This window comes from Halobacillus litoralis (assembly GCF_020524025.1).
GTDB lineage: Bacteria > Bacillota > Bacilli > Bacillales > Halobacillaceae > Halobacillus > Halobacillus litoralis_D.
On record NZ_JAIVKN010000006.1, the window covers coordinates 38,467 to 61,063 of the forward strand.

The following is a 22,597-nucleotide window of genomic DNA, read 5'->3' on the forward strand; positions in this document are numbered from 1 at the left end:
AGTTCTTTTGCAGGAAGTATACTATAATAGTCGAACATTATCAAAATATGACACCTATGGAGGTTTTTCAATGGCTGATGAACAAACTAGATATTCTCGCCTCGCCCAAATCACTAAGCTGATCAACACAGAGCTTGATTTACGCGATGTATTAGAACATGTGGTAACAGCCATATCTGAAGAAATCATGAGATGCGACTCAGTAGGGATTTATTTACCACGTGAAGACGGTACATACCAAGGATATGTCGGTAAACCTTCCCTGATCAATGGCATGACACTTGATATGCACATTGTTGACCCTGATTATGATCTCTTAGCAAAAGAAGTAATTGAAACAAGAAAGGCCATTTATATTCCGGATACAACAAAAGACGACCGGCCGGACCAGCGTGCTATCGATGCGTTCAAGATAAATTCTCTGCTCGTCGCTCCAATTTCCTATGAAGACGAACTTTACGGCCTCGTTTTCTTGTTCGATTACGGGAGTCCAATGAACTTAACAAAGTCAGAGATTGAATCAGTTAAAGCCTATGTCAATATGGCTGCTGTAGCGATCCGAAACGCCAACAACCTTACCAGAAAAGAGAAACTCATTTCAGAAAAGCAGCTGCTCCTGAACGTAACGCGCGACCTTTCCCTCTGCTCTTCGTTACAAGAAGCTCTTGATAAATGTTTCTATTATGTAGGGGAAGTTTTACAAAACCCAAATATTGGAGCGCACTTTGTTGATCCAGTAGCTGAACACCAAATAAAGCCGGCCGGTCTCAGCAAAAACAGCGCCTGGACAGAAGAAGCGTGGAAAGCCACTCATAAAGAGGTCCAGTTTGATCATAAAAACGATCAAGTATTCCAGGAAGTAATTGATACAAAAACATCTGTGTTGATTCCAGATGTGCATTCTGACAGCCGGGTGAACAAAGAGATATGTGAACAATTCAACATTAAGGGTTTATATATGATTCCATTAGTTTCCCTCGGTGAAGTTCTTGGAGCGATAGCCATTGTCAACTTGGATGAAAAAGACTACATATACCCGGACTCCGCCCGTCAGCTGGCAGAATCCATCGTCGATACAACATCACCTGTTCTCTTTAACCTTCTGTATATGGAAAAACAAGAAATGATCATTCATGCCCGGACATCTGAATTGACACAGAAAAACCATGAGCTCGAAGAAGCCATTACTGAATTACAACAGATCAGCAGAGAAAAAGACCTCATCCTTAACTCTGCCGGTGAAGGGATTTTCGGCATAGACCTTTACGGGAACATCACTTTCGCCAATCCTTCGGCCACGAAATTACTTGGATATAATGATGAAGGTGAAATCACGACCCTCTCTTATCTAAAAATTTTCAAATGGGAAAATGATAATATTATGACCTATTCTTTCAAAGACATCTACGATTGGAAGAAAAAAAATGATCAACAAGATCAATATTTTATTAAAAAGAATGGGGCAATGTTTCCCGTAGAATATGTGATTACTCCTAAAAAAGAAGGACAAACCACAATTGGATATGTCGTTACATTTAAAGACGTAACGTCAAGAAAACAAATGGAAGAAAAAATTAAATACCACGCCTACTACGATAGTGTGACCAATATACCGAATCGTGTATTGTTTCATGACCGACTGAATCAGGCGATCAGCTACGCTGAACTGACTGCAAAACCAATGGCTGTTTTGTTCCTTGACCTGGACCGCTTCAAGAAAATTAATGATACATTCGGTCACAGCTTTGGAGATCAGGTATTAAAAGAAGTCGCTTTCCGCCTGCAGGAAGCCATTCCTAAAGAAGCAACTGTATCAAGACAGGGAGGGGATGAGTTCATCATTCTGCTCCCAACTATTAAAAGGACCGAATGTGCCATTAACTGCTCCCAGATGATCCTTCAGGCATTTGACAAACCTTTTACGATCTCCCAACAGGAAATCGCGGTCAAAACAAGTATCGGTATCAGTCTGTTTCCTGATAATGGAGAGACTGCTGAGACGCTTATAAAACACGCGGATGTTGCGATGTATAAGGCAAAAGAGCTGACAGGAAATCAATATCAATTGTTTTCACCTGAAATTGAAAATCGTGCTGTTGAACAAATCCAGCTCGAAAATGATCTTTTTAAAGCACTCCAGCACGATAGTGAATTTGAATTGTACTATCAACCAAAGGTCGATGTACGAACTGATCAATTAATCGGCATGGAAGCTCTTGTACGATGGAACCACCCAACTCTTGGCACTATATCCCCCGCTCACTTTATTCCACTTGCCGAGGAAACGGGGTTAATTACACTGCTTGGAGAGTGGGTCATTAAACAAGCCTGCAGGCAGATGAGGATATGGTTCGATGAGGGGCACACCTCTTTAATTGTCTCGGCTAACCTCTCACCACAACAGTTTAACCAGCCGAAACTCGCTCCTGTCATCGCTGATATTTTGAAAGAAACCAACCTTCCAGCTTCTCTCCTGGAACTGGAGCTAACAGAGACTATCATTCTTAACAACACCTCCCAGACGATGAAGACTATAGAGGAGTTAAAAGAATTAGGCATACAGCTCTCCATTGACGATTTCGGGACCGGCTATTCTTCTTTAGGATACTTGAGAGATTTCCCTGTCGATACACTTAAAATAGATAAATCTTTCATTGATAACGTAACGACCAATCAGGATAATGCAGCCATCACGAAGACGATCATTACTTTAGCAAATAGTTTAGGGCTGAATGTTATTGCAGAAGGCGTAGAAAAGAAAAATCAGACTAATTTTCTTGCTGAACACGGCTGTTACTGGGTGCAGGGATTTTACTATAGTCAACCACTGCCATGTGACGCTTTTGAAAACCGCTATTTAAATATGGAATATAAAAGGAGCTAACTAAATGAAATCTGTTCGTGCCGTACTCGATTATCTAGTATCAGGAAAAGTGTCCTACATTTTTGGAATCCCAGCAGGGTCTGTAAACGCTCTGTTTGATGAGCTTTACGATACACCCTCGATTACACCTGTTGTAGCTAAGCATGAAGGTGCAGCCTCTTACATGGCAGCCGCCTATGCGAAATACTCTGACTCCTTAGGGGTGTGTATCGGCAGCAGCGGGCCTGGAGGAACCAACTTAGTAACAGGCGCAGCCAATGCCATGCGTGAACACCTTCCTGTCCTATTTCTGACAGGAGCTGTCCCTGTAGACACTGTTGGCTTAAATGCTTCTCAGGAACTGCATGCCGATCCTCTCTATCAATCTGTTACAAAGTACAGCCAGCGAGTAGACCACGCAGAAGATTTACTTCCTGAAATTCATAAAGCCGTGGAAATAGCCATGACCGGCGTTCCCGGGCCTGTCCATATTGCCATGCCGATTGATGTGCAGCTGCAGGATATTACCGCTCCTTCCATCCCTGAATTTCCAAAGCGGCTGCCTCTGCTTCCTGAAGACGGGCTTATTCAACAAGCAGCTGAAAAGATGAAAGACACCAGCGGCGGTTTTATCTTTGTCGGACAAGGAATTCGTGGTGCCGTAGATGATGTTTTAGAACTTGCGGAAACGCTGCAATGGCCAATTGTGACAACACCACAAGCCAAAGGGTATATCCCTGATGACCACCCCCTTTTAAAAGGGATTTTCGGATTTGCTGGTCATGATGGTGCATCACAGCTGATTAACGAAGGAACGGAAGAAACCATCCTCGTTTTAGGTTCAAGTCTTGGGGAAACAGCTACTAATAACTGGAACCCCAATTTAGCTCAGGAACGAACATTGATTCAAGTAGATTATGATGCCAGCGTATTCGGACGAAAGTATGCCGTTGACTTTGCTATCCATGGTGATATCGATGTAACGGTTTCCTCTCTAATCTCGACTTTGAACGGAATGGGTATAAAACGAATGCAGAAAGAAGTTCTCAACCGCACTCCAGAGACAAAGCGGGAAGAATACAATACACGAAATGTCTTACTCTCTTTACAAGAACAGCTTCCAGAGAACACCCGTTACACAATCGATATTGGTGAGTTTATGGCTTATGTGGTTCATCACATGGATGTACGCACCCAGGATTCTTTTGATATTAACGTGCATTTCGGCGCAATGGGAAGTGGAATCGGCAGTGCAATTGGAGCAAAACTGGCAGATTTAGATCGTCCAACTGTCAGTATCACCGGAGACGGTTGTTTCTTTATGCACGGAATGGAACTGTTAACAGCCAAAGAATACAACATCCCCGTTTTATTTATCGTTATGAATAATGCAAGGCTTGGAATGGTCCATCATGGACATTCCCTCCAATACCAGCGGGCCCATGGTCGTTTCGGTCAAGAAGCCGTCGATATCGCAAAAATGTCGGAATCTCTAGGTGTTCCCAATGCAAGAATTGAATCAATGGAAGATATTAATCAAGAGAATTTAGCTGCTGTACTGAACACCGATGGACCTGCTGTTTTAGAAGTTTCCCTGGTAGATGATAACGTTCCTCCTATGGGTGACCGTGTCAAATTCCTTTCCTCATTTGGAAAATAAATGTGAGTAATGGTTGAACTTTTTTGAGAAAGATTGATTATCTTAAGCACCCTCTTTATGATAAAACTATCAAATGATAAGAGGGTGCTTTTCAGATGAAAAAAATAGGATCACTTTTACTGATCATTCTTATAGGTACCTCCCTTAGCGGCTGCTCATCCGAAACCGAAGAAAGCCATATTGAGCATGTCCACGGGGATGTGAGAGAAGAAACAGCTTCCATCGAAGCCCTGCCTGGCTTTTTAGTCGAAAAGCCCGAAAATATCCAAACCATTTACGCAGCGGCTGCTCAACATGAAGAACTTTTGGAGAACATGCCGTGCTACTGCGGCTGTGGGGAAAGCGTCGGACACAAAAACAACTATGACTGCTTTGTTCACGATAGCAAAGAGGATGGTTCAATCGTCTGGGACGATCACGGAACAAAATGCGGCGTATGTTTAGAAATTGCCGCTCAATCAATAAAGCAGTTACAAGACGGAAAATCCCTCGAGGAGATTCGAAAAAACATCGATGACTCCTACGAGAACGGATACGCTGAACCAACCCCGACACCAGCTTTATAAAAAAGCAGCTTCCTTATCGCAAGGAAGCTGCTTTTTTGGTTATCTAATGTTGAGGAGGTCATAATTTTAAGGTTTAAAATCCGCTTAAGCTGTTGAGAAATGCTTGATCTCTTTCTCCATATTTTTTTTCATGACCCTTCTTGCTCGATGCAGACGGGATTTAACCGCTGCTTGTGAAATGCGAAGCTCATGCGCAATTTCTTTTTCCACCATGTTTTTGTCATAACTTAACTGAAAGACTACCCTCAATTTTGGTGATAAGGTGCTCACCCGCCGTTTAATATCCTCTTCCATATGACGATATTCACACAACCGCTCCACGTCTGAACCGGATCCATCTTTCTTCGCTTTTGCCGGAGGCAGATGTTCGAGTGAAACAAGAATGGCCTTCTTCTCTTTCCTTAATAAATCTATTGCTTTCCTATGAGCAATAGTACAAAGCCATGAACCCGCTTTTTCCTCTTCCCGTACTCCATCCAGTTTGTTATACGCTTTGATAAATGTTTCTTGAAGAATATCTTCAGCTGAACAAGGATCCTTTATTACTTTCAGCGCCGTATAATAAACACGTTGATAATGTCGCTTGTACATATCATGAAAGTCCATCCATCATTTCTCTCCCTTTATTCAAAATGTTGCTTAATAAAAGCAGGAGCTTCGTCTTCCTCAAAACTTAAGACTTCATTATAATCCGGGTTACTTTCATCAAGGTAGAGCACAACAATATAAGCGCCCTGCTCCTTGTCGCCTCTTGCCTGAAGCAGCCGGTCCACCTTCTCTTCACCCCTTACCTCTAATGGTGTTACACCGTCTTCTCTCAGCCGGTCAAAAACAAAACGAGCGTGTGTTCCGCTGTATTCCTTCTCCTCAGGCCATGCGTAAATTTCTGCTTTTTCAATGTCATCAGCCTGTATGAAAAAAGATTCATAAAGGCCTTCTTCTTTCAGCCATGCAGCTGTTTGATCATAAGAAGGATAGACCCTCATCTCATAAGGGTTATCTTCCTCCCCTTCAACAAGGAACGTAACCCAGGATGACATCCCCTTTGGGTTTACCAACTGTTCATAAGATAAGTGGTAGAGATCTTCCCGAACTGCACCCATAAACTCTTTAATCCGTTCAGGTTCTACTATGGTTTGTTCTTGGTTATTAAGTCTCGTCTGAAGCGTCAGTTTTTGAATATCAGAGTTGTTTAATCCCAAGGCTGGATATCTGATTTCTTTATATTCATCTGTTTCAAAGACCTCTTTTATAGAGTCTAAGTGTTTATCCACCTGGTACTGTCTGAACACTTCTTCTCCATTCTCCATTTGATAAGCAAGGAAGAAATAGTTATTGCCGCCATTCATAGGAGTACTTTCTTCTATTAAATCTTCATGTAGTTCGATGACAGACTTTATAGCATCCGGAGAAGAAATATAAGTAAGATCTTCACCTCTCTCATATTGATAATAGTGATCCCCTAAGTACACTTGCTTTACGTTTTCCTGCTCCGGTATGAAAGATTCATAGCTTTGCCAGAACAATGGAATGATAAAAATCAAAAGACCTGTACCCATTCCATAGAATGTCCAGCCTTTTATATGTTTTCCCTTAAACACGCGCCAGTTTTTTTCTAAAAGCATCACGGCAGCAAAATAGCCAAACGTACCGCCTATAATATAACCGGCAGCCATCCAGCCATAGGAATGCTGCGTCAAACCAAAGTACATCCCTCCGAAAAGAGCAAAACAGAACATGACCCCGAATTTAAACACTGGATTTAGTTTAGTTACCGCAATGGCCCGGGAGGCGGACTCCATCCTTCTCTTTTTATACAACGTCCAGGCAGACAGATAAAAAAGAATGGCGGCTGCTCCATAAATGACCAAAGCGATCGGTTGAACAGGAATACCCGCCTCATACATACCGGTATTGCTGTATGTCGCTACATCGACAATGGGTGAAAAATACTCAATATGACGATTCATCGCGATATCACCCGAAAAGCCATTGATATAGGAAGTCAGGTGATAAGAGATTAGACCATAGATTCCTGCCGGAAATAGAAGTAAGATATAGGTCAGGATTCCCTGTACAGCCGACAGCCCTGTCAACGTACCAATAAAAACAGCTGTCATAAAAATAAGAATGGTCACAAAACTAAACAGCCAGAGCCAGTACCCAAGTTCAGCCAGTGTATAGTAATCGGTTAAGTTAACACTTACAGCTGAAATAAGGAATATGACGTAATTCAATAAAATCGGTACCAGTAACAGTAGTAATCCAGAAGCAATGTGATGATTGAATAATTTCCCCCGCTTCATCGGAAAGCTGTGGGCAAAATCAGATGCCTCCTTTACATGTAAATATCGAAACAGGAACACTGCCATAAGAACCGGCATCACAAACAGAAAAATCATCTGCACATGAAACCCAAACAGATCTCCAAAAAGCCCCTTCGTAAAATTCATTCTTGGCTCTTCCCTGCTTAAAATCATAAATAGTTGTAAAGGACCCAGAAAAAACAAGCCAAGGAAATAGACAATACTAATCCACCCGGCACTTCTGAAATCCTGCTTGATCATTTCTTTATTAAACCAGGATGTTTTCAAAGGCATAGCCCGCACCTCCCATTTCATAGATAAATATTTCTTCTAACGTCAACGGTAGTCTGTCATAGACAAGAGGATGGAAGGCATGAATCGTATCTGCGACAGTTTGTTCGTTTCCTCGGACAATTAAAAGGTAGACACTCCCTCGAACTTCCTTATGAAGGATATCCAATCCAGCTTTTGAAGCATTAAAAGTTTCGTCTTTGAATGCCACCTGAATCTTATGAACATCTGCTTTTAAATCATCCAAGTCACGTTCAAGAAGAATTTCTCCTTTATGTAAAATCCCTACATGATCGCAAAGGTCTTCTACTTCACGTAAATTGTGAGAAGAAATCAAGACGGTCATTTCACGCTCAGCTACATCTTGAACAATCAGGTTTCTTACCTTCTGCCTCATGACCGCATCTAAACCATCAAACGGTTCATCAAGGATCAGCACATCGGGCATAGCAGAAACGGCCAGCCAGAAAGCTACTTGACGCTGCATACCTTTGGAAAATTGGCTGATTTTCTTTTTTTCATCCAGGTGAAAGATCTTCTTCATCTTTTCGTAGCGTTCTTCATTCCATCCCGGGTACATAGAACGATAAAAATCAGCCATCTGTCTTGTTGTATACTGTGGAAGAAAATATAGGTGATCTGAGATAAAAACCATTTTTTCTTTTACGCGACGATTCTCAAAAATTTCACCCTCCAGAATACGAACATCCCCGCGATCCTGTTTAAGTATACCTGCGAGTATCCTCATCAGCGTTGTTTTACCCGCCCCGTTTGAACCTAGCAGGCCATAAATGGATCCTTTTTGAACGTGAAAGGTAACATCATTTAAGATTTCTGTTTTATTAAACGATTTATGGATATTACGTACTTCAATCATCCTGCTTACCTCCTTCGACTTCATGGAGAAGGGCTGATATTTCCTCTGAGGTCATTCCTAAATAGATCGCTTCTGCGAATAGCTGCTTTAACTCTTCTCTCACTTTTTTTAATTCCTCCTTATTATCGACCTCACTGGAAGGGTGAACAAAACTTCCCTTACCTTTGAGGGAATAGATATATCCTTGAGATTCTAACTCACGATAGGCTTTCTGAATGGTATTCGGGTTGATCGTTAATTGTTGGGCCAACTCTCTGACAGAAGGAAGTTTTTCATCGCCCTTTAAAACATTATGAATAATCAACTGCTTCATCTTCTCCACCAGCTGCTCATAGATAGGTTTCCGGCTCCTAACGTCCAATTCAAACATTTATGCACCTCCATCGGTGTATTTTATCTGTACTAACTGTATTATTACTTCTAGTACAGTATTATACCGAATGGGTTTTGTTTTGAAAAGGCTTTTTTGGATAATTTTTGCTGTGAATTTTTGTAGTCCCTTCCGCTCACTTAATAGTTGAGAATATGGTTGAACAGGTTCTCAATACAGAAAGAAAAGGATCCACCTCCACATTGAATGTCCCTGATAAATGAGGACTCGTCCTATAAGCTGTAAGAATAAACGAGAGTATTAAAGAAGAGCACTTGTTTTAGATTTCATGAAAGGTCAGTGAATTGAATACGTATAAATAGGACGAGGAACTAACAAAGAGGGTGAAAACCGTTGAAAGATTATGCAGAACAGGCACGTTTTGAGCACTTGTTCTGGTTGCAGATTCTTGGAGATCATGCGCGCTTTATTCGAAACTCACTATGTGATTCTGAAGAAGAAACAATGAAGAAGGCGATTGAATATGTTCACTTGTGGGATGATCTGCTTGATGAAGTCCGAGTGCAGGAGGGGCTGAATTATAAAGTTTTTTCCCGGTACGTGGGGGACAAGGCAAGGGGATTTTACCGGTTCAAACGGGATCTTACAGGACTTTTATCACTGGGACAGGTAAACATGCTGTTGAGCACTTCTTTTCTTAATCACATGGTCAATGAATTAGAAGAATATCTTCTCGTTCTTAGCTTTCTAGCGAAAGGTGACACTCCGCCACTCTTCCATGAGCTGCACCACCACATGCTCTGGCTGATGGATGCTTCATGGCATGCTGGAGACATTTATGACGAGATAGACGAGATTGAAAGTGAATGGAAAGAAAAAAGTAAAATGTTCCGCGATCATTTTCAGCAGTTTCACTTAAAAGCGACCGAAATGAAAGAGTATCTACTTTTAAACCACCCCTCCTTTCCCGCCCTGCAAAAACTTAATGATGAAGCAGCTCTGGAGTTAAAACTCTTTCAAACGTTTCTCAAAGAGTTGGAAGAGATGGAGCTTGATAAAACCAGCCTTTGCCGTTCCTCCCCGTTAATGGCCGATCATATGGCGAGAGAAGAGTGTTATTATCTTTATAAGTTGGCGGAGGTGACAGATGGATGTTTTTCAGGCTGTGATCCTACAAAGCCCCGGACAGAATAACAAAAGCCGTGCAGCCCATAAGGCTGCACGGCTTTTGTTATTCTTTTGATAAATTCTTATTTGGAAGGGAATAGAATTCGCGGATATAACTGTAATCTCCTGCCATTCGACCCACAGGCTTCAATTGATAAGGATTTACTTTATCCGTTTCCTGATAGACATCTTCTTGAATGTGATAACCAACAAGGGTTCCAAGAACGAGACTCCCTGTCCCTATCTCTATAACCTGGTCCAGCTCACACTCCATATGAACAGGAGATTCTTTCACACGGGGCACCTGAACATAGTCAGCATCTTCAAAAGCCGTACCTGCCTGTTCAAACTCGTCAATATCTGGACCATAGGATTTACTGCTCTCATGCATTTGGTTGGCTAAAGGCTCGGATACCAGGTTAATGACAAACTGCTTCATTTCTTTAATATTGGCAAGCGTATCCTTCTCCCGGTCGGATGCTCCCACAGAAAAACAGAGGGTAATGGGATCCATAGAAGCTACAGTAAAAAAACTAAAAGGAGCAAGGTTTTTAACCCCCTGCCTGCTGATGGAAGACACCCAGGCAATCGGACGGGGAACGACAGCCCCTTTAATCAATTTACTCATCTTGTGATTGTGAAACTGTTCTTTATCAATCTTCATATGTACACCTCTCCTTTTCGTATCTCTCCCTTCTATCTTACGCTAATTTCCTAATTCCCTCACGCTGTAAGGCTTTTGTTTAACATTAAATGGAAAAGGGAATATATGGTTAACTGTATTTTAGAAGGGAGATATTCTATTGGGAGACGTATGGAGCACGATTAAAGAGGGAGTTTCAAGCCTATCCGACTTTTTATGGACGTACCCTTTATCCATTATTCTAATTGCCGGGGGGATATTCCTTACGATACGAATTAAATTTTTTCAATTTCGTTTTTTTGGACATGTCCTTCATCAGACCATTGGTCAAATCTTTAAGAAGACAAAGCAGAAAGGTACCATCACCCCTTTTCAGGCTTTCACCTCTGCCCTCGCCTCTACTGCAGGAGCAACCAACATTGTCGGCGTGCCGGTAGCCATATCATTTGGCGGTCCTGGTGCATTGTTTTGGATGTGGGTTGTAGCTCTTATTGGGATGGCTACAAAATACAGTGAGATTCTTCTCGGAATGAAATATCGTGAAAAAAATAAAAAGAATATCTGGGTAGGAGGGCCGCAGTATTACATAAAGAAAGCCCTCGGGTGGAAATGGGTATCGACTGCCTTTGCATTTTTGTTAATGATTGAATTAATTCCAAGCACGATGGTACAGTCCAATTCAATTGCTACTCAAACGGAAGGTGCCTTTGGTTGGCCGGTGGAAATTACAGGCGCAATTATGTGTGCCGCTATTGCGCTCGTTGTTTTTGGCGGCATTAAACGAATTGCAAAGGTTACAGACAAAATGGTTCCAGGTATGGTTCTCATTTATCTTGCCATCTGTTTCTATGTTATTTTCGTAAACATAGATCAAATCCCGAACGTCTTTGGACTAATTTTCACACATGCTTTCACACCTATCTCAGCTACCGGGGGCTTCGCAGGAGCAGCTGTTGCCCAAGGACTTCGCTGGGGTATCGCGAGAGGCTTATATTCAAACGAAGCAGGACTTGGCACAGCCCCTATTGCACATGCAGCTGCTAAAACGGACCATCCTTCAAGGCAGGCGCTGTGGGGAATTTTCAGCGTGTTTATCGACACGATACTGATTTGTACAGTTTCAGGTATAACTGTTCTCGTAACTGGAGCATGGACGGAAGTAGGTGGTAGTGATGCTTCGAACATGATTAATATCGCCATTGGAAGTGAGTTCGGCGATGCATTCGGCGGAAGCTTCATCACCGTATTCCTCCTGTTTTTTGTCATTACAACCATAGGAATCCTTGTCTTTTACGGAGAAAAGCAAGCCGAGTATCTCTATGGTTTAAAAGCGGCTAAATTCATGAGGATTGTTTACATTGCAGCCGTTTTCGTCGGTGCCCTTGGCGGTTTACAGTTTGTATGGCAGTTCCTTGATTTAATCCTGGCTATGGTACTGCTTGCCAATATCATCCCGCTCCTCTTCCTGCATAAAGAAATTGCAGAGTTAACCGATGATTACGTGAATCGTGTTTATAAGAAACGAACAAAGAAACGTAAAGTTGAACTCTTTGATGAGGAAGAAGATGCCAGTTAACGAGACCCTCTTTCCTCCCAAACGAAACACACATGCGTTCCAAATTCACCAGTTAAACATGGAGAACCATAAAAAAACAAGCACTCCAATACGGAGTGCTTGCTTTTTATCTTAAGAATACGTGGTCACCAATAACAGTGGTCACTTCCTTACTGCTTAAATAATCACTCTGAGCTTTATCAGGATTATAGAAGAACAGAGAATCACGATCGTACCCTTGATATGCAAAAGCCTCGCTTACTGCCTTCTTTGATTCTGCACTGGCCTTTTGGTTAATCGTTCCATTTAACACCGGGGAGAACTGGTACCCATCATGGATGACACCATAAACAGAGTCAGGGAAAAGATCACTTTCTACCCGATTCAAAACTACTGTAGCTACGGCTACCTTTCCAGCGTAGCTTTCCCCCTTAGCTTCAGCTTCGACCAAGCGGGAGAGAAGGTCTTTTTCATAAGCACTGGGAACAACAGGAAGTTTTAATTGTTCACCTGGATAAATAGCTTCATTATTTTTGTCGTTTACAGCCTGCAGCTGCTGATAGGAAATTCCGTATTCATTCGCAATTTTATATAATGATTCACCTTTTTGGACGGTATGCATATTTGCATGAGCAGAACTTTCAGAAGGAAATGAAAGAGTAAAGAAACACGCAGCAATCATACCTGCAATCCATATATTTTTAAACAATCTTCATCTACCTCCTTTTGTTTAACTATTACAAAGTAACACATAGAGGATAGATGCTTCATTGTTAATTCTTTCTATCATTTCCATGAAAAAAAGCGGCCCCGTGCGGAGAGCCGCTTTCTTCTCAGGCTTTCAGCCATTCTACATTTAACTCAATGCCGGCGGCTTTCAATGTTGTAAATACTGGACACCGCTGGTCGGTAATTTCCTGAAGTTCTTCCACCCGTTCCTGTGATTCACTTGTTTCTACTTCTGCTTTAATGTTCACTGTATCAAAGTATGGTTTAACATCCGCTGTCCCCATCAGTCCACGCATATCAAGCGTTCCATTAATATCAAAAGAAATTCCCTGCAGATCAAACTCTATTTCCTTAGCGACCATATTGGCGACAACAGTTTCACAACCAGCCAGGGATCCGAGCATAACAGCCAGCGGGTCAGCCCCCTGATCGGTGCCTCCCATCTGCCTGGGTTCATCTATGACGAGTTCATGCTTTCCTGCTTTTACTTCTGACTTCATTCCTTCAGATTTACTTGTTATAGCTACTTTATGTTCAGACATTTATCGTTCCTCCTTATCAGCATAGATCAAAACAAATCGATTCCATAACATCCTATACACCTTTTTTCCTAAAGGTAAACACAGACGGTTCAACCATGTAAGCTACCTTGCACATCCAGATTTATTATTCTCTTTTAGACTCAACCTATGCTATCGTCTAAAGAGAATGCGTTTAGGGTAAGTTGGTAATGAAGACAATGTTATTCTTTGCAAAAGCAGGTGGATTGGATGCTCGATACTCACGCAAGAAAATATGTACAACCCTCTATTGATAAAACGGCTTCCTATTTTCTAAAAAAAGGACGAACCCCCAATCAAATCACTATAGCAGCCTTGTTTATCGGAATAGCTACCAGTGTTTTTTACATTTTGGGTTACCCCGTTGCCGGCGTTGTTTTTTTATGGTTGTCTGGATATTTAGACGCTGTTGATGGCACGATGGCACGACATACAAAGACTTCTCCTTTCGGAACTGTGATGGATATCACCTTTGACAGGGTAGTTGAAATTGGTATGATTGTGGCTGTTGCTTATGTCCACCCTGAACTCCTATGGCCGCTCCTTCTACTAAGTGTCTCCATCATCCTATCGATGACGATCTTTCTTGTCGTCGGGGCCGTCTCTGAAAAAGCAGGGGTCAAATCCTTTTACTATCAGGCCGGTGCTGCTGAAAGAACAGAAGGATTTATCTTATTCAGCATTATGCTGCTCTTTCCCAGCATACTACTCTGGTCTACGCTGTTATTTTTTATCATTGAATTATTTACAGGAATTCAGCGTTTTATAGAAGCGAAGCGAATCCTGCAGTAAAAAACCCGGGCATATCCCGGGTTTTTGTCTGCCATATTCCAGCTGTATTTCCAAGCTCGTCCCTCATAATTCGAGCGTTGATTCCTCTATTCTTTTTACGCCGCGTATACCTGCAAAATCCTCTACAAGTTGAAATAGAGCACGATCTTTCTGTTTTGCTTCGATCATAAAATCTACAGAAGTTCCCTGCGATTTCAATTCTTCAAGCAAAGGCTTAATAAAATCTGCGTCTACATAATCAGCATGACTTCTGTATGCCTTATCAGACTTTGGTGAGGAAATATGAATTTTGGGCGGGAGCCCTAATCGATCCCATGTTTTATAAAACCGCGGCAGTATCTCACTGAGTATTTCATCCTCTGTATGATTTGCCATGTAGTGATGATAGTCAAACATAAGCGGGATATCCTCTTTCTCACAAATATCCAGCGTCTCAGTGGTTGTGTAGGTTTTGTCATCGTTTTCCAATGTCATTTGCCGTTTCACATGTTTCGGTAACTGCAGTAGGTTGTGGTGAAACCTTTCAACCGCTTTTGCTTTATCTCCATAGGCCCCCCCAACGTGCAGATTAATATGCCCCTCCTCATGTAACCCCATTGCTTCAAGCATGGCATAGTGGTAAGACATATCTTCTACAGCATTCGTGGTCACGTGCGGGCGATCACTTGTAAAAAGAGTGAACTGGTTCGGGTGGAAGCTCGTCCTCATCCCATGTTTCTGGACAAGCGCACCGATTTCTTTAAACAAATCACGAAACGGTTCTATATAATCCCATTCCACCTCATTGTGGGTAGCAAGAGGGATAAGCGATGAAGAAAAACGGTATAAATGGATGTCATGAGCAATATTGTGGTGAATAATACGTAAAGTTCGTTGAAGGTTCATCTCTGCAATTTTGTGCAGCTGCTCCAAAGCAGCTTTATGTCCCAATTTTTTATACCTGGCAAAGGTCATGGTTTTGGCCGGTGTTGCTTCCCATAATTCCAGAGCGTGTGACACATAACCGAACCGAATGATCATTGTAAGGACTCCTTTTTTCAAGAGATTCTACCCCTATGTTCCCCATATAAAGGGGAATTAAAATTAGAATGGACCTTTGATGTATTCCAATTAAGGGGCGATAGGTACAATCAAGGGGGTGCTTTGTTTTGAAAGCGTTCAACCAGGATAGAAAAGCCAACAAAAAAAGACTGCCGGAACCGGCAGTCTTTTGGATTTAGCGAATATTCATTTCTGATGGTTTTGGACCTTTACGCTCACCGCGATCCAGTTTATTAATGGCATCCATATCTTCCGCTGTCAGCTCAAAATCAAACACATCGAAGTTCTCCTCAATGCGTGATGGAGTTACAGATTTAGGAATGACAACCGTGTCATTCTGCAGGTGCCAGCGAATAATAACCTGGGCAGGCGTCTTTTGGTGTTTTTCTGCAATCGATTGAACCGTATCATTTTTCAAGACTTCTCCCCCCTGCATTAATGGGCTCCAAGCTTCAAGAAGAATCCCATTTTCACGGCAGAAGTCTTTAAGTTCATTTTGAGCCAGGTACGGGTGGCACTCCACCTGGTTAATTGCTGGTTTTACATCACACTCATCAATTAAACGCTGAAGGTGGTCAATATCGAAATTACAAACGCCGATCGCTTTAACCTTGCCGTCTTTTTGCAGCTGTTCAAGTGCTTTATAAGTTTCTACATATTCATCATACTCAGGCGTAGGCCAGTGGATTAAGTACAAGTCCACATAATCAAGTCCCAGCTTATCAAGACTTGTTTCAAAGGCTTTCAACGTATTCTCATACCCCTGATCTGTATTCCATACCTTAGTCGTAATAAACAATTCGTCACGAGCTACACCACTTTGACGGATCGCTTCTCCGACTTGCTTTTCGTTTCCATAAATAGCAGCTGTATCAATGGAACGGTACCCCGTTTCAATAGCCTTTGTTACCGCAGGAACCGCTTCATTTTCTTCCACTTGCCAAACACCAAAGCCTAACTGAGGCATTTCAACGGTGCTATGTAGCGTAACTGTTTTCATTGTCATTCTCCTTTTCTTATCAAGGTTTACATGGGTAGTGTAGCACAGCTTTTCCCATGTAAGCTCTTATTCTGCTCATAGAACAGAAAGAAACTCTCTACCCATAGCAGAGAGTTATTTTTCAAATTGGACATCCCAATTGGACCCAGTACGAATATTGTAAGCTTTTGCAAAAGACCCCTGATTTATAGCAACAGCCAGATTATCCAGAGAATTCACATAAACGAGCGGCTCACCTTTATGTGTATCAGCAAAGGAACGGCCGAATGTCATCGAATTGTGATACACTTCCTGACTGTTATGGAGAATACGCACCTTCAGTGTCTCCCCGTACTGAACACCTATCTGATTAAAAAAGTCACGTGGGATATTTGTCCATAGATTTCCAAAACGGATATCCAGGATATCAATGATTCCTAAAACTTTTCCATTCCTTATTTCCGGCTCTTTCACCGGTAGTTGTTCCAGGGAATCTGGATCCAGTTCCGGCCCCACTTCTTTAAAAGTAATGGCCCCTGAAGCCAGCCTTGCCCCTGTATAGGCATATACATCGCGGCCGTGAAAGGTATAAGACTCGCCTGATCGCGGCAGCCTGTTCGTTCGTTCATCGATTTCGCGTGCTGCTACAATCCCTTCGGTGCGCTTAATATGAGTGAGCGTTCCATTATCAGGGGTAATAATATAATGACCAGAACCTGTCTGCACCCCTATACTTCTCCTTGTAGAGCCAACTCCTGGATCGACAACGGATACAAAAACCGTCCCTTCTTTCCAATAGGACATGGTCTGCCACAGCCTGTAAGACCCTTCCCAGATATTATAAGGGGGGATATCATGAGTTAAATCATAAATTGATAATTGCTGGTCTACAGAATTAGCTACACCATGCATCGCACTCACAGCTCCATCACTAATACCAAAATCCGACTGCAAAACAAGCGCACGTAACATTGAACCCTCACCTTTCATTAAATAATGAATATTCTAAATAATTTAGATAAAAAAAGCAAATACAAAAAAACACCAGCGAACTAAGCTTTCGCAGGTGCTTTTGGATAAACCGTAATCATACGGTACATATAGTATCCAAAGATGGATAGAAAAATCAGCGCACTTACAGAATCAGGCACTGTGAGGTATTTTAGTACAACACTAAGAATCAAGGGCAGCGTGGAAGCATAAGCGGTCAGCTTCCATAACTGCTGATAGGTAAGCTTTCTGGACAGCCACTTGCGCATGAGAAGTCCTGCTCCAGCAAGGATAGAGACTCCTACTAAGATAAGAAACACAATTAATAAAGGATAAAAAACGAGAAACTGCACGACGTACATACCCCTTGATACTTCTGTGACATTTGTTTCTAAATAAATGATCGAAGTAATCATATCCGGGGAAAACAATAGCAGAAGAAGGATAAACAAATATAAAATAGTATTTGTGATCCCTTTCCTGTTTAATTTAAACATGGCTTCTTTTTTCGGCAAACGCAAGCTGTTCATGAGTGAATCAAAAAAACCCATTCTCATCTCCTACCTTACTCAGCATAAATCGCAAGTTCTTCTTCAATCTTAGCCCGTATTTTTTCCAAAGCAGCTTCAGGTGTTTTTGCGAATACACGATGCCCGTTTACAATTGCATATGGGCGGACGGCGCACATTCCACAAAAGGACAGACATTCGTTCATGAGTACAGCGACTTCCGGGTATTCGGACTCTATGATGCTTTCGATGTCCAATTCATTGATTAAATTGCCGTCACAAACTTCTACAACAACAATTCCCATGAGACGAACTCCTTTCTAAGATGTCTAATCTTCCAAGCCTAAAATCTCCCGAGCATTTTGTTCATCCTTCTTCATCTGATCAACAAGTGCATCCATACCATTGAAATTTTCTTCACCTCTTAAGTGACGTAAAAATTTTACCGTTACGCTTTGATTATATAGATCTCCAGCAAAGTCTAAAAGGTACGCTTCCACTTTATAAGAATCGCCATTTACCGTTGGACGGTACCCAGCACTAATTAACGTGTAATAATATTCTGGTGCTTCCTGGACCAATTGCACAAGACCCAGATACACACCCGGTTTTACTTTGACATAATCATCAATTTGCCCAACGTTTAAAGTCGGAAACCCAAGCTGTCTGCCTAATTGTTCACCTTTTTCAACCGTACCTGTTAGTTCAAATGGACGACCAAGCATAGCCTGGGCTACTTCCATTCTTCCCTTAGACACCTGGCTTCTGATATCTGTACTACTCACTTTGGAACCGTTCAGCATCACGCCTGGTACGATTGAAACATCCGTCCCGATGCTTTGACATAACTCCGCAAGCCCTTCAGCATCTGAGCCTCTTCCCTTGCCAAAACGAAAGTCTTCTCCGACTACGACCTGGCGGACATTCAGCCGCTTCAAATGTTCCAGCACAAATTCCTCCGGTGATGTCTTTGCGTACTCTTTTGTAAAATGGACGTGATAATACCGATCGACTCCATACTGCTCCAGCCGCAACCGTTTATCCTGCTCTGTCGATAATGCGTATTTAAACTCCTCATCGCCCCTTAACACCCACTTTGGATGATCAGAAAAACCGTAAACCGCAACTTGATCTTCCGGCCCTGCCAGCCTTTTCGCTTCTTTAAGAAGGGATTGATGTCCCAAGTGAACACCATCCATTTTCCCGATAATTAACACGACGGGATCCGAGTTGTGAGGTGGTTGTCCGTGTACTTCAATCGTTTCCATTTGCAAAGCATCCCCTTCAACCTATTGTTTAAACCTATTAATTATATAATATCCATTCTTATTTAATCAACCTTACAGGCTTTTTGCAATGATTCTGCCCCTCTATATTTGCTATGATATAACAAAAAGGAGGGGAACGGATGATCCAAAAAGCAAAAATTTTCGCAACCGAAGCTCATAAAGGCCAGAAGCGAAAGAATTCTTCAGAAGATTATATTGTTCACCCTGTTAGAGTAGCTGATATTTTGCAGGAGAGTGGGTTCAATGAAGCCTTAATATGCGCGGGGTATCTGCATGATGTGGTAGAGGACACAAATTATACTCTACTGGATATTCAACGTACGTTTGGCAGAAGAATTAAAGAACTTGTCGCTGCACATACGGAGGATAAAAGCCAGTCATGGAAGAAAAGAAAACAACAGACCATTGAAGTTGTTAAACATGGCAGTCTCGAAGTAAAAGCCCTGATCATAGCCGACAAGCTCGATAACTTACGATCAATTTCAAAGGACCTTCAGAATTCAGGGCCGGGAATATGGCGTCATTTTAATGCAGCACAAGATCAGCAGAAGTGGTACTACACATCAATTGCACATGTGATGGAGCATGGATTGTCTTCAAATCTTATTCCCTCTTTCTTTGATCAGTACCGAACACTTGTTAAACAAACGTTTGATTAACTGCAGCAGATCCTTCTGTATACACAGAAAAAATCCAGTCCCCATTGATGGGACTGGATTTTTTTAGTGTGCAACATGAGGGAAATAGCTTTCAATAATCTCCTCATCTGAATGAGGAATTTCTTCCCCTTTAACGATTTGCGCATTATTGATACATCCACTTGTCAGAAGAATGATGTCCCCGGTCTGTCCAAGTTCCATCGAACACTTCACACCTTCTTCACGAGTCAGCGTAGGGTGAATGTTGGATGTATGGGGTTCTTTGAATCCTGTCATGACTTGATCTACAATGATTTGAGGATCATGGTACCCTGGATGATCGACCGTGACGACTACCTCATCAGCCTTTCCATCAATCGCAGCGGCCATCTTCGGCATCTTATTAAAATCCCTGATTCCAATTCCTGCGATCATAACAATTAACCGGTTATAATTCAGTTTTTTCACTTCTTCAATCAAGCGGTTTAATGCCACAGGGGTATGAGCATAGTCAAGAATGACCTTTTGATTCAAGGGTGTTTGTATAACCTGGAATCTCCCTTCTGGACCTTCAAGATCGGGAAGGACAGAAAGAATCTGCTCAATAGAAGAGCCAAGGTGTAAAGCTGCAGCTACAGCCGAAAGAACATTGGCAACGTTGTAAGTGCCGTAAACGGGTACAAAGACGCTTCTTTTTTCGCCTCTATAATTCAATTCGAATACAGAACCCTCTTCCATGACATCAATGGCTGACGCTGTAAGGTCGGCACCCGAATCTTTATCCAGACTGTAAGTCAGCAGTCCTTCCGTTCCCATTTCCATCAGCTCTTCTGCCATGCCTTCATCATCAATATTTACCACACGGTGATGAGCCTGACGGAACAAACGCAATTTACACTCCCGGTAATGATCAATGGTTCGATGATATTCTAAGTGTTCCTCAGAAAAATTTGTATGAATAGCGACATCAAACTGGACCCCTTCCACCCGGCATTGATCGAGTGCGATAGAAGATACTTCCATAACAACCCCTTCATCTTCCTGGTTTCTTAAGTCGCGAAAAATTTGATGAAGGTCCAGGGACTCCGGAGTAGTCGGGGTACTTTTCTTATAATCCAGTTTATGTGAGGAAGACCATATTCCTGTTGTCCCAATAGATCCAGTCGGTAATCCTAATAAAGTAAGCAGGGAACGCACATAGGCAGCTACTGTCGTTTTTCCATTTGTACCGGTTACACCGATGGTTTTCAATTCCTCATCAGGGGATTGAAAATAGTACTTTGAAAAATGCGCCATTGCTGATCGGACGTTCTCCACCACGATAAAGGTTGTTCGATTATATACATACTGCAGTCGGCTGAATAATTCCTCATCACTGCCAAAAATGACCGTTGCCCCGTACCCGATGGCCTCTTCTACATACTCATGCCCATCAAAATTTTCACCTTTTAAACAAAAGAAAGCGGCCTCTGGCTTTACCCTCTTTGAATGAAAGGCAAGTAAGGATACAGGTTGCTGCACGGGACCATATATATTCTTTATTTTTATGTTATTCATTTGATCGAATTGTATCTTCATAGCCATTTTCCTCACTCTTTATATATCTTTTATCGTCGTCTTTTGAAGGGAAAACTATGTATAAACTCCCCTTTTGTTTATCGGTAAAACAACCACTATTTTCCTTATCAATACAGAGAATATTTATATACTTCCCTTAGATCTGCAAGGTTGAAACTTAAATGAAACATTCCAGAGGAAAACGGAACTAAGACCTATATAACTACCAAATAAAACCACCACATTTTAAAACTGTGGAGGGCTTACTCTTATAATCATCACTCATTATAAAAAAAGCCATACTGATTAAGATATAAAGAAATGTGAGCCCTTACCTGAAAGAGTGGATTTTTAGTCTCTTTTCACCTTTAGTGATGAAGAGCGTGGTTAATCGTTTGCTGCAAAAGATCGATGACGTGCTCATCATCATGGGAGTAATATAATGTCGTACCCGCTCTCCTATACTTCACAAGACGCAGGTTTTTTAAAAAACGCAGTTGGTGGGAAACTGTTGACTGGCGCAGGTCTAACGTATCAGCAATTTGATTAACCGACATCTCTTGTTCGCATAGTAAATGTAATATCCGGATTCTAGTGGGATCAGACAAGGCTTTAAAGGTTTGAGAAACGACAAACAGAGTTTCCTCATCCAGCTCTGCCCTTTCTTGTTCATCCTGCTTTTTCTTATCTTCTTCCTTACTCACAAAAAGCGCCCCTTTCTTTATGTACATACCTATTCTTATATGAACATATCGTATGGCTCCAGGCTCGGAATGTCAATTAGAGCAGCATGACTATACAACATTCCACACCCCAAGGGCGGGAACTAGAGTAAACGTATTTTCCAAAACAAAATGAAAGTACACAAATTAAAGAGGGCAGGATTCCCCGCCCCTCTTTAAAAGTTATTCATCTTCTCCCCATGGACCAAAAAGATAATTATAGATCTTGCGGGAAAGGATGACATATGAGATAACCGAGAGTATAAACAAACCGATGACCAAGGCACCTTTCATAAATGTCCATCCAGTAACGAGTGTATAGATGACGATGAAAAGAAATGCTAAAGTTGAAAAAGTGAGCATTAGGATTGAGGATAGAATCTTCATACTCCGGCTGATCCAGGCAGGCATGATATCACCTCCTGTTGTACTCTATGACAGAGTTTACCATCAGCTTGTACTTTTCAATAGATTTCGAAAAAACAGGCATCCGCCTCTATATCCTCTATTAGATGTCGAATCTTTACGATAT

General features: G+C 41.9%; 23 protein-coding genes. 7 read left to right on the plus strand and 16 right to left on the minus strand.

The window, feature by feature from the left end:
• Positions 1-70 precede the first annotated feature (70 nt).
• The 3 genes from LC036_RS17250 (at position 71) to LC036_RS17260 (ending at position 5,089) form a co-directional block, all read left to right on the plus strand.
• Positions 71-2,884, plus strand: coding sequence for an EAL domain-containing protein (locus tag LC036_RS17250; protein WP_226585549.1), 2,814 nt, complete (start codon positions 71-73; stop codon positions 2,882-2,884).
• 4 nt (positions 2,885-2,888) lie between these two features.
• Positions 2,889-4,523: a thiamine pyrophosphate-binding protein gene (locus LC036_RS17255; RefSeq protein WP_226585551.1), complete on the plus strand. Its 1,635-nt coding sequence runs from the start codon at positions 2,889-2,891 to the stop codon at positions 4,521-4,523.
• A gap of 95 nt (positions 4,524-4,618) precedes the next feature.
• Positions 4,619-5,089 (plus strand): PCYCGC domain-containing protein, encoded by a 471-nt coding sequence (locus LC036_RS17260; RefSeq protein WP_226585559.1) that lies wholly within the window; start codon positions 4,619-4,621, stop codon positions 5,087-5,089.
• Between the two features lie 84 nt (positions 5,090-5,173).
• On the opposite strand, the gene LC036_RS17265 is transcribed toward LC036_RS17260, so the two are convergent.
• The 4 genes from LC036_RS17265 to LC036_RS17280 are packed head-to-tail and all read right to left on the minus strand — an operon-like array spanning position 5,174 to position 8,933.
• Positions 5,174-5,680: an RNA polymerase sigma factor gene (locus LC036_RS17265; protein WP_264188448.1), complete on the minus strand. Its 507-nt coding sequence runs from the start codon at positions 5,678-5,680 to the stop codon at positions 5,174-5,176.
• A gap of 32 nt (positions 5,681-5,712) precedes the next feature.
• Positions 5,713-7,689, minus strand: a complete 1,977-nt coding sequence (locus tag LC036_RS17270; RefSeq protein WP_226585563.1) for a DUF6449 domain-containing protein — start codon at positions 7,687-7,689, stop codon at positions 5,713-5,715.
• Positions 7,664-8,563, minus strand: a complete 900-nt coding sequence (locus tag LC036_RS17275) for an ABC transporter ATP-binding protein (RefSeq protein WP_226585565.1) — start codon at positions 8,561-8,563, stop codon at positions 7,664-7,666. The genes LC036_RS17270 and LC036_RS17275 overlap by 26 nt, the downstream gene beginning before the upstream one ends.
• Positions 8,556-8,933: a GntR family transcriptional regulator gene (locus LC036_RS17280; RefSeq protein ID WP_226585567.1), complete on the minus strand. Its 378-nt coding sequence runs from the start codon at positions 8,931-8,933 to the stop codon at positions 8,556-8,558. The genes LC036_RS17275 and LC036_RS17280 overlap by 8 nt, the downstream gene beginning before the upstream one ends.
• A 354-nt stretch (positions 8,934-9,287) precedes the next feature.
• Here LC036_RS17280 and LC036_RS17285 point away from each other — a divergent pair, with 354 nt between their 5' ends.
• Positions 9,288-10,088 (plus strand): DUF2935 domain-containing protein, encoded by an 801-nt coding sequence (locus LC036_RS17285; RefSeq protein WP_226585569.1) that lies wholly within the window; start codon positions 9,288-9,290, stop codon positions 10,086-10,088.
• A gap of 37 nt (positions 10,089-10,125) precedes the next feature.
• Here LC036_RS17285 and LC036_RS17290 read toward each other — a convergent pair whose 3' ends face one another.
• Positions 10,126-10,725 carry a flavin reductase family protein gene (locus LC036_RS17290; protein WP_226585571.1) on the minus strand — a complete coding sequence of 200 codons (600 nt, stop codon included), beginning with the start codon at positions 10,723-10,725 and terminating at the stop codon, positions 10,126-10,128.
• Positions 10,726-10,864: 139 nt separating this feature from the next.
• Here LC036_RS17290 and LC036_RS17295 point away from each other — a divergent pair, with 139 nt between their 5' ends.
• Positions 10,865-12,280 (plus strand): alanine/glycine:cation symporter family protein, encoded by a 1,416-nt coding sequence (locus LC036_RS17295; RefSeq protein ID WP_226585573.1) that lies wholly within the window; start codon positions 10,865-10,867, stop codon positions 12,278-12,280.
• A 106-nt stretch (positions 12,281-12,386) separates the two neighbouring features.
• On the opposite strand, the gene LC036_RS17300 is transcribed toward LC036_RS17295, so the two are convergent.
• The gene (locus LC036_RS17300) at positions 12,387-12,968 is read right to left on the minus strand and encodes a cell wall hydrolase (RefSeq protein ID WP_226585574.1); all 582 of its coding nucleotides are present in this window, start codon (positions 12,966-12,968) and stop codon (positions 12,387-12,389) included.
• A 124-nt stretch (positions 12,969-13,092) separates the two neighbouring features.
• Positions 13,093-13,530 carry an OsmC family protein gene (locus LC036_RS17305; RefSeq protein WP_226585576.1) on the minus strand — a complete coding sequence of 146 codons (438 nt, stop codon included), beginning with the start codon at positions 13,528-13,530 and terminating at the stop codon, positions 13,093-13,095.
• A 228-nt stretch (positions 13,531-13,758) separates the two neighbouring features.
• Here LC036_RS17305 and LC036_RS17310 point away from each other — a divergent pair, with 228 nt between their 5' ends.
• A complete protein-coding gene (locus LC036_RS17310) occupies positions 13,759-14,340 on the plus strand; it encodes a CDP-alcohol phosphatidyltransferase family protein (protein ID WP_226585578.1) in 582 nt (193 codons plus the stop codon).
• A gap of 63 nt (positions 14,341-14,403) precedes the next feature.
• Here LC036_RS17310 and uvsE read toward each other — a convergent pair whose 3' ends face one another.
• From uvsE to LC036_RS17340, 6 genes are all read right to left on the minus strand, one after another.
• The gene (gene uvsE, locus LC036_RS17315) at positions 14,404-15,360 is read right to left on the minus strand and encodes a UV DNA damage repair endonuclease UvsE (protein WP_226585580.1); all 957 of its coding nucleotides are present in this window, start codon (positions 15,358-15,360) and stop codon (positions 14,404-14,406) included.
• Between the two features lie 196 nt (positions 15,361-15,556).
• Positions 15,557-16,381, minus strand: a complete 825-nt coding sequence (locus tag LC036_RS17320; RefSeq protein ID WP_226585582.1) for an aldo/keto reductase — start codon at positions 16,379-16,381, stop codon at positions 15,557-15,559.
• A 114-nt stretch (positions 16,382-16,495) separates the two neighbouring features.
• On the minus strand, positions 16,496-17,332 hold the full coding sequence (locus LC036_RS17325) for an S-adenosyl-l-methionine hydroxide adenosyltransferase family protein (RefSeq protein ID WP_226585584.1): 837 nt from the start codon (positions 17,330-17,332) through the stop codon (positions 16,496-16,498).
• A gap of 80 nt (positions 17,333-17,412) precedes the next feature.
• The gene (locus tag LC036_RS17330; protein ID WP_226585586.1) at positions 17,413-17,880 is read right to left on the minus strand and encodes a DUF1189 family protein; all 468 of its coding nucleotides are present in this window, start codon (positions 17,878-17,880) and stop codon (positions 17,413-17,415) included.
• A gap of 35 nt (positions 17,881-17,915) precedes the next feature.
• On the minus strand, positions 17,916-18,164 hold the full coding sequence (locus tag LC036_RS17335; RefSeq protein ID WP_226585588.1) for a DUF1450 domain-containing protein: 249 nt from the start codon (positions 18,162-18,164) through the stop codon (positions 17,916-17,918).
• A 24-nt stretch (positions 18,165-18,188) separates the two neighbouring features.
• Positions 18,189-19,127, minus strand: a complete 939-nt coding sequence (locus LC036_RS17340; RefSeq protein WP_226585589.1) for a bifunctional riboflavin kinase/FAD synthetase — start codon at positions 19,125-19,127, stop codon at positions 18,189-18,191.
• Between the two features lie 140 nt (positions 19,128-19,267).
• Between LC036_RS17340 and LC036_RS17345 the strand changes: the two genes are divergently transcribed.
• Positions 19,268-19,807 carry an HD domain-containing protein gene (locus LC036_RS17345; protein WP_226585591.1) on the plus strand — a complete coding sequence of 180 codons (540 nt, stop codon included), beginning with the start codon at positions 19,268-19,270 and terminating at the stop codon, positions 19,805-19,807.
• A 63-nt stretch (positions 19,808-19,870) separates the two neighbouring features.
• Here LC036_RS17345 and LC036_RS17350 read toward each other — a convergent pair whose 3' ends face one another.
• The 3 genes from LC036_RS17350 to LC036_RS17360 all read right to left on the minus strand — a co-directional run bounded on the left by LC036_RS17350 (position 19,871) and on the right by LC036_RS17360 (position 22,476).
• On the minus strand, positions 19,871-21,364 hold the full coding sequence (locus tag LC036_RS17350; RefSeq protein ID WP_226585701.1) for a UDP-N-acetylmuramoyl-L-alanyl-D-glutamate--2,6-diaminopimelate ligase: 1,494 nt from the start codon (positions 21,362-21,364) through the stop codon (positions 19,871-19,873).
• Positions 21,365-21,711: 347 nt separating this feature from the next.
• Positions 21,712-22,047 (minus strand): ArsR/SmtB family transcription factor, encoded by a 336-nt coding sequence (locus LC036_RS17355; protein ID WP_226585593.1) that lies wholly within the window; start codon positions 22,045-22,047, stop codon positions 21,712-21,714.
• 201 nt (positions 22,048-22,248) lie between these two features.
• On the minus strand, positions 22,249-22,476 hold the full coding sequence (locus tag LC036_RS17360; RefSeq protein ID WP_226585601.1) for a hypothetical protein: 228 nt from the start codon (positions 22,474-22,476) through the stop codon (positions 22,249-22,251).
• Between the last annotated feature and the right edge of the window lie 121 nt (positions 22,477-22,597).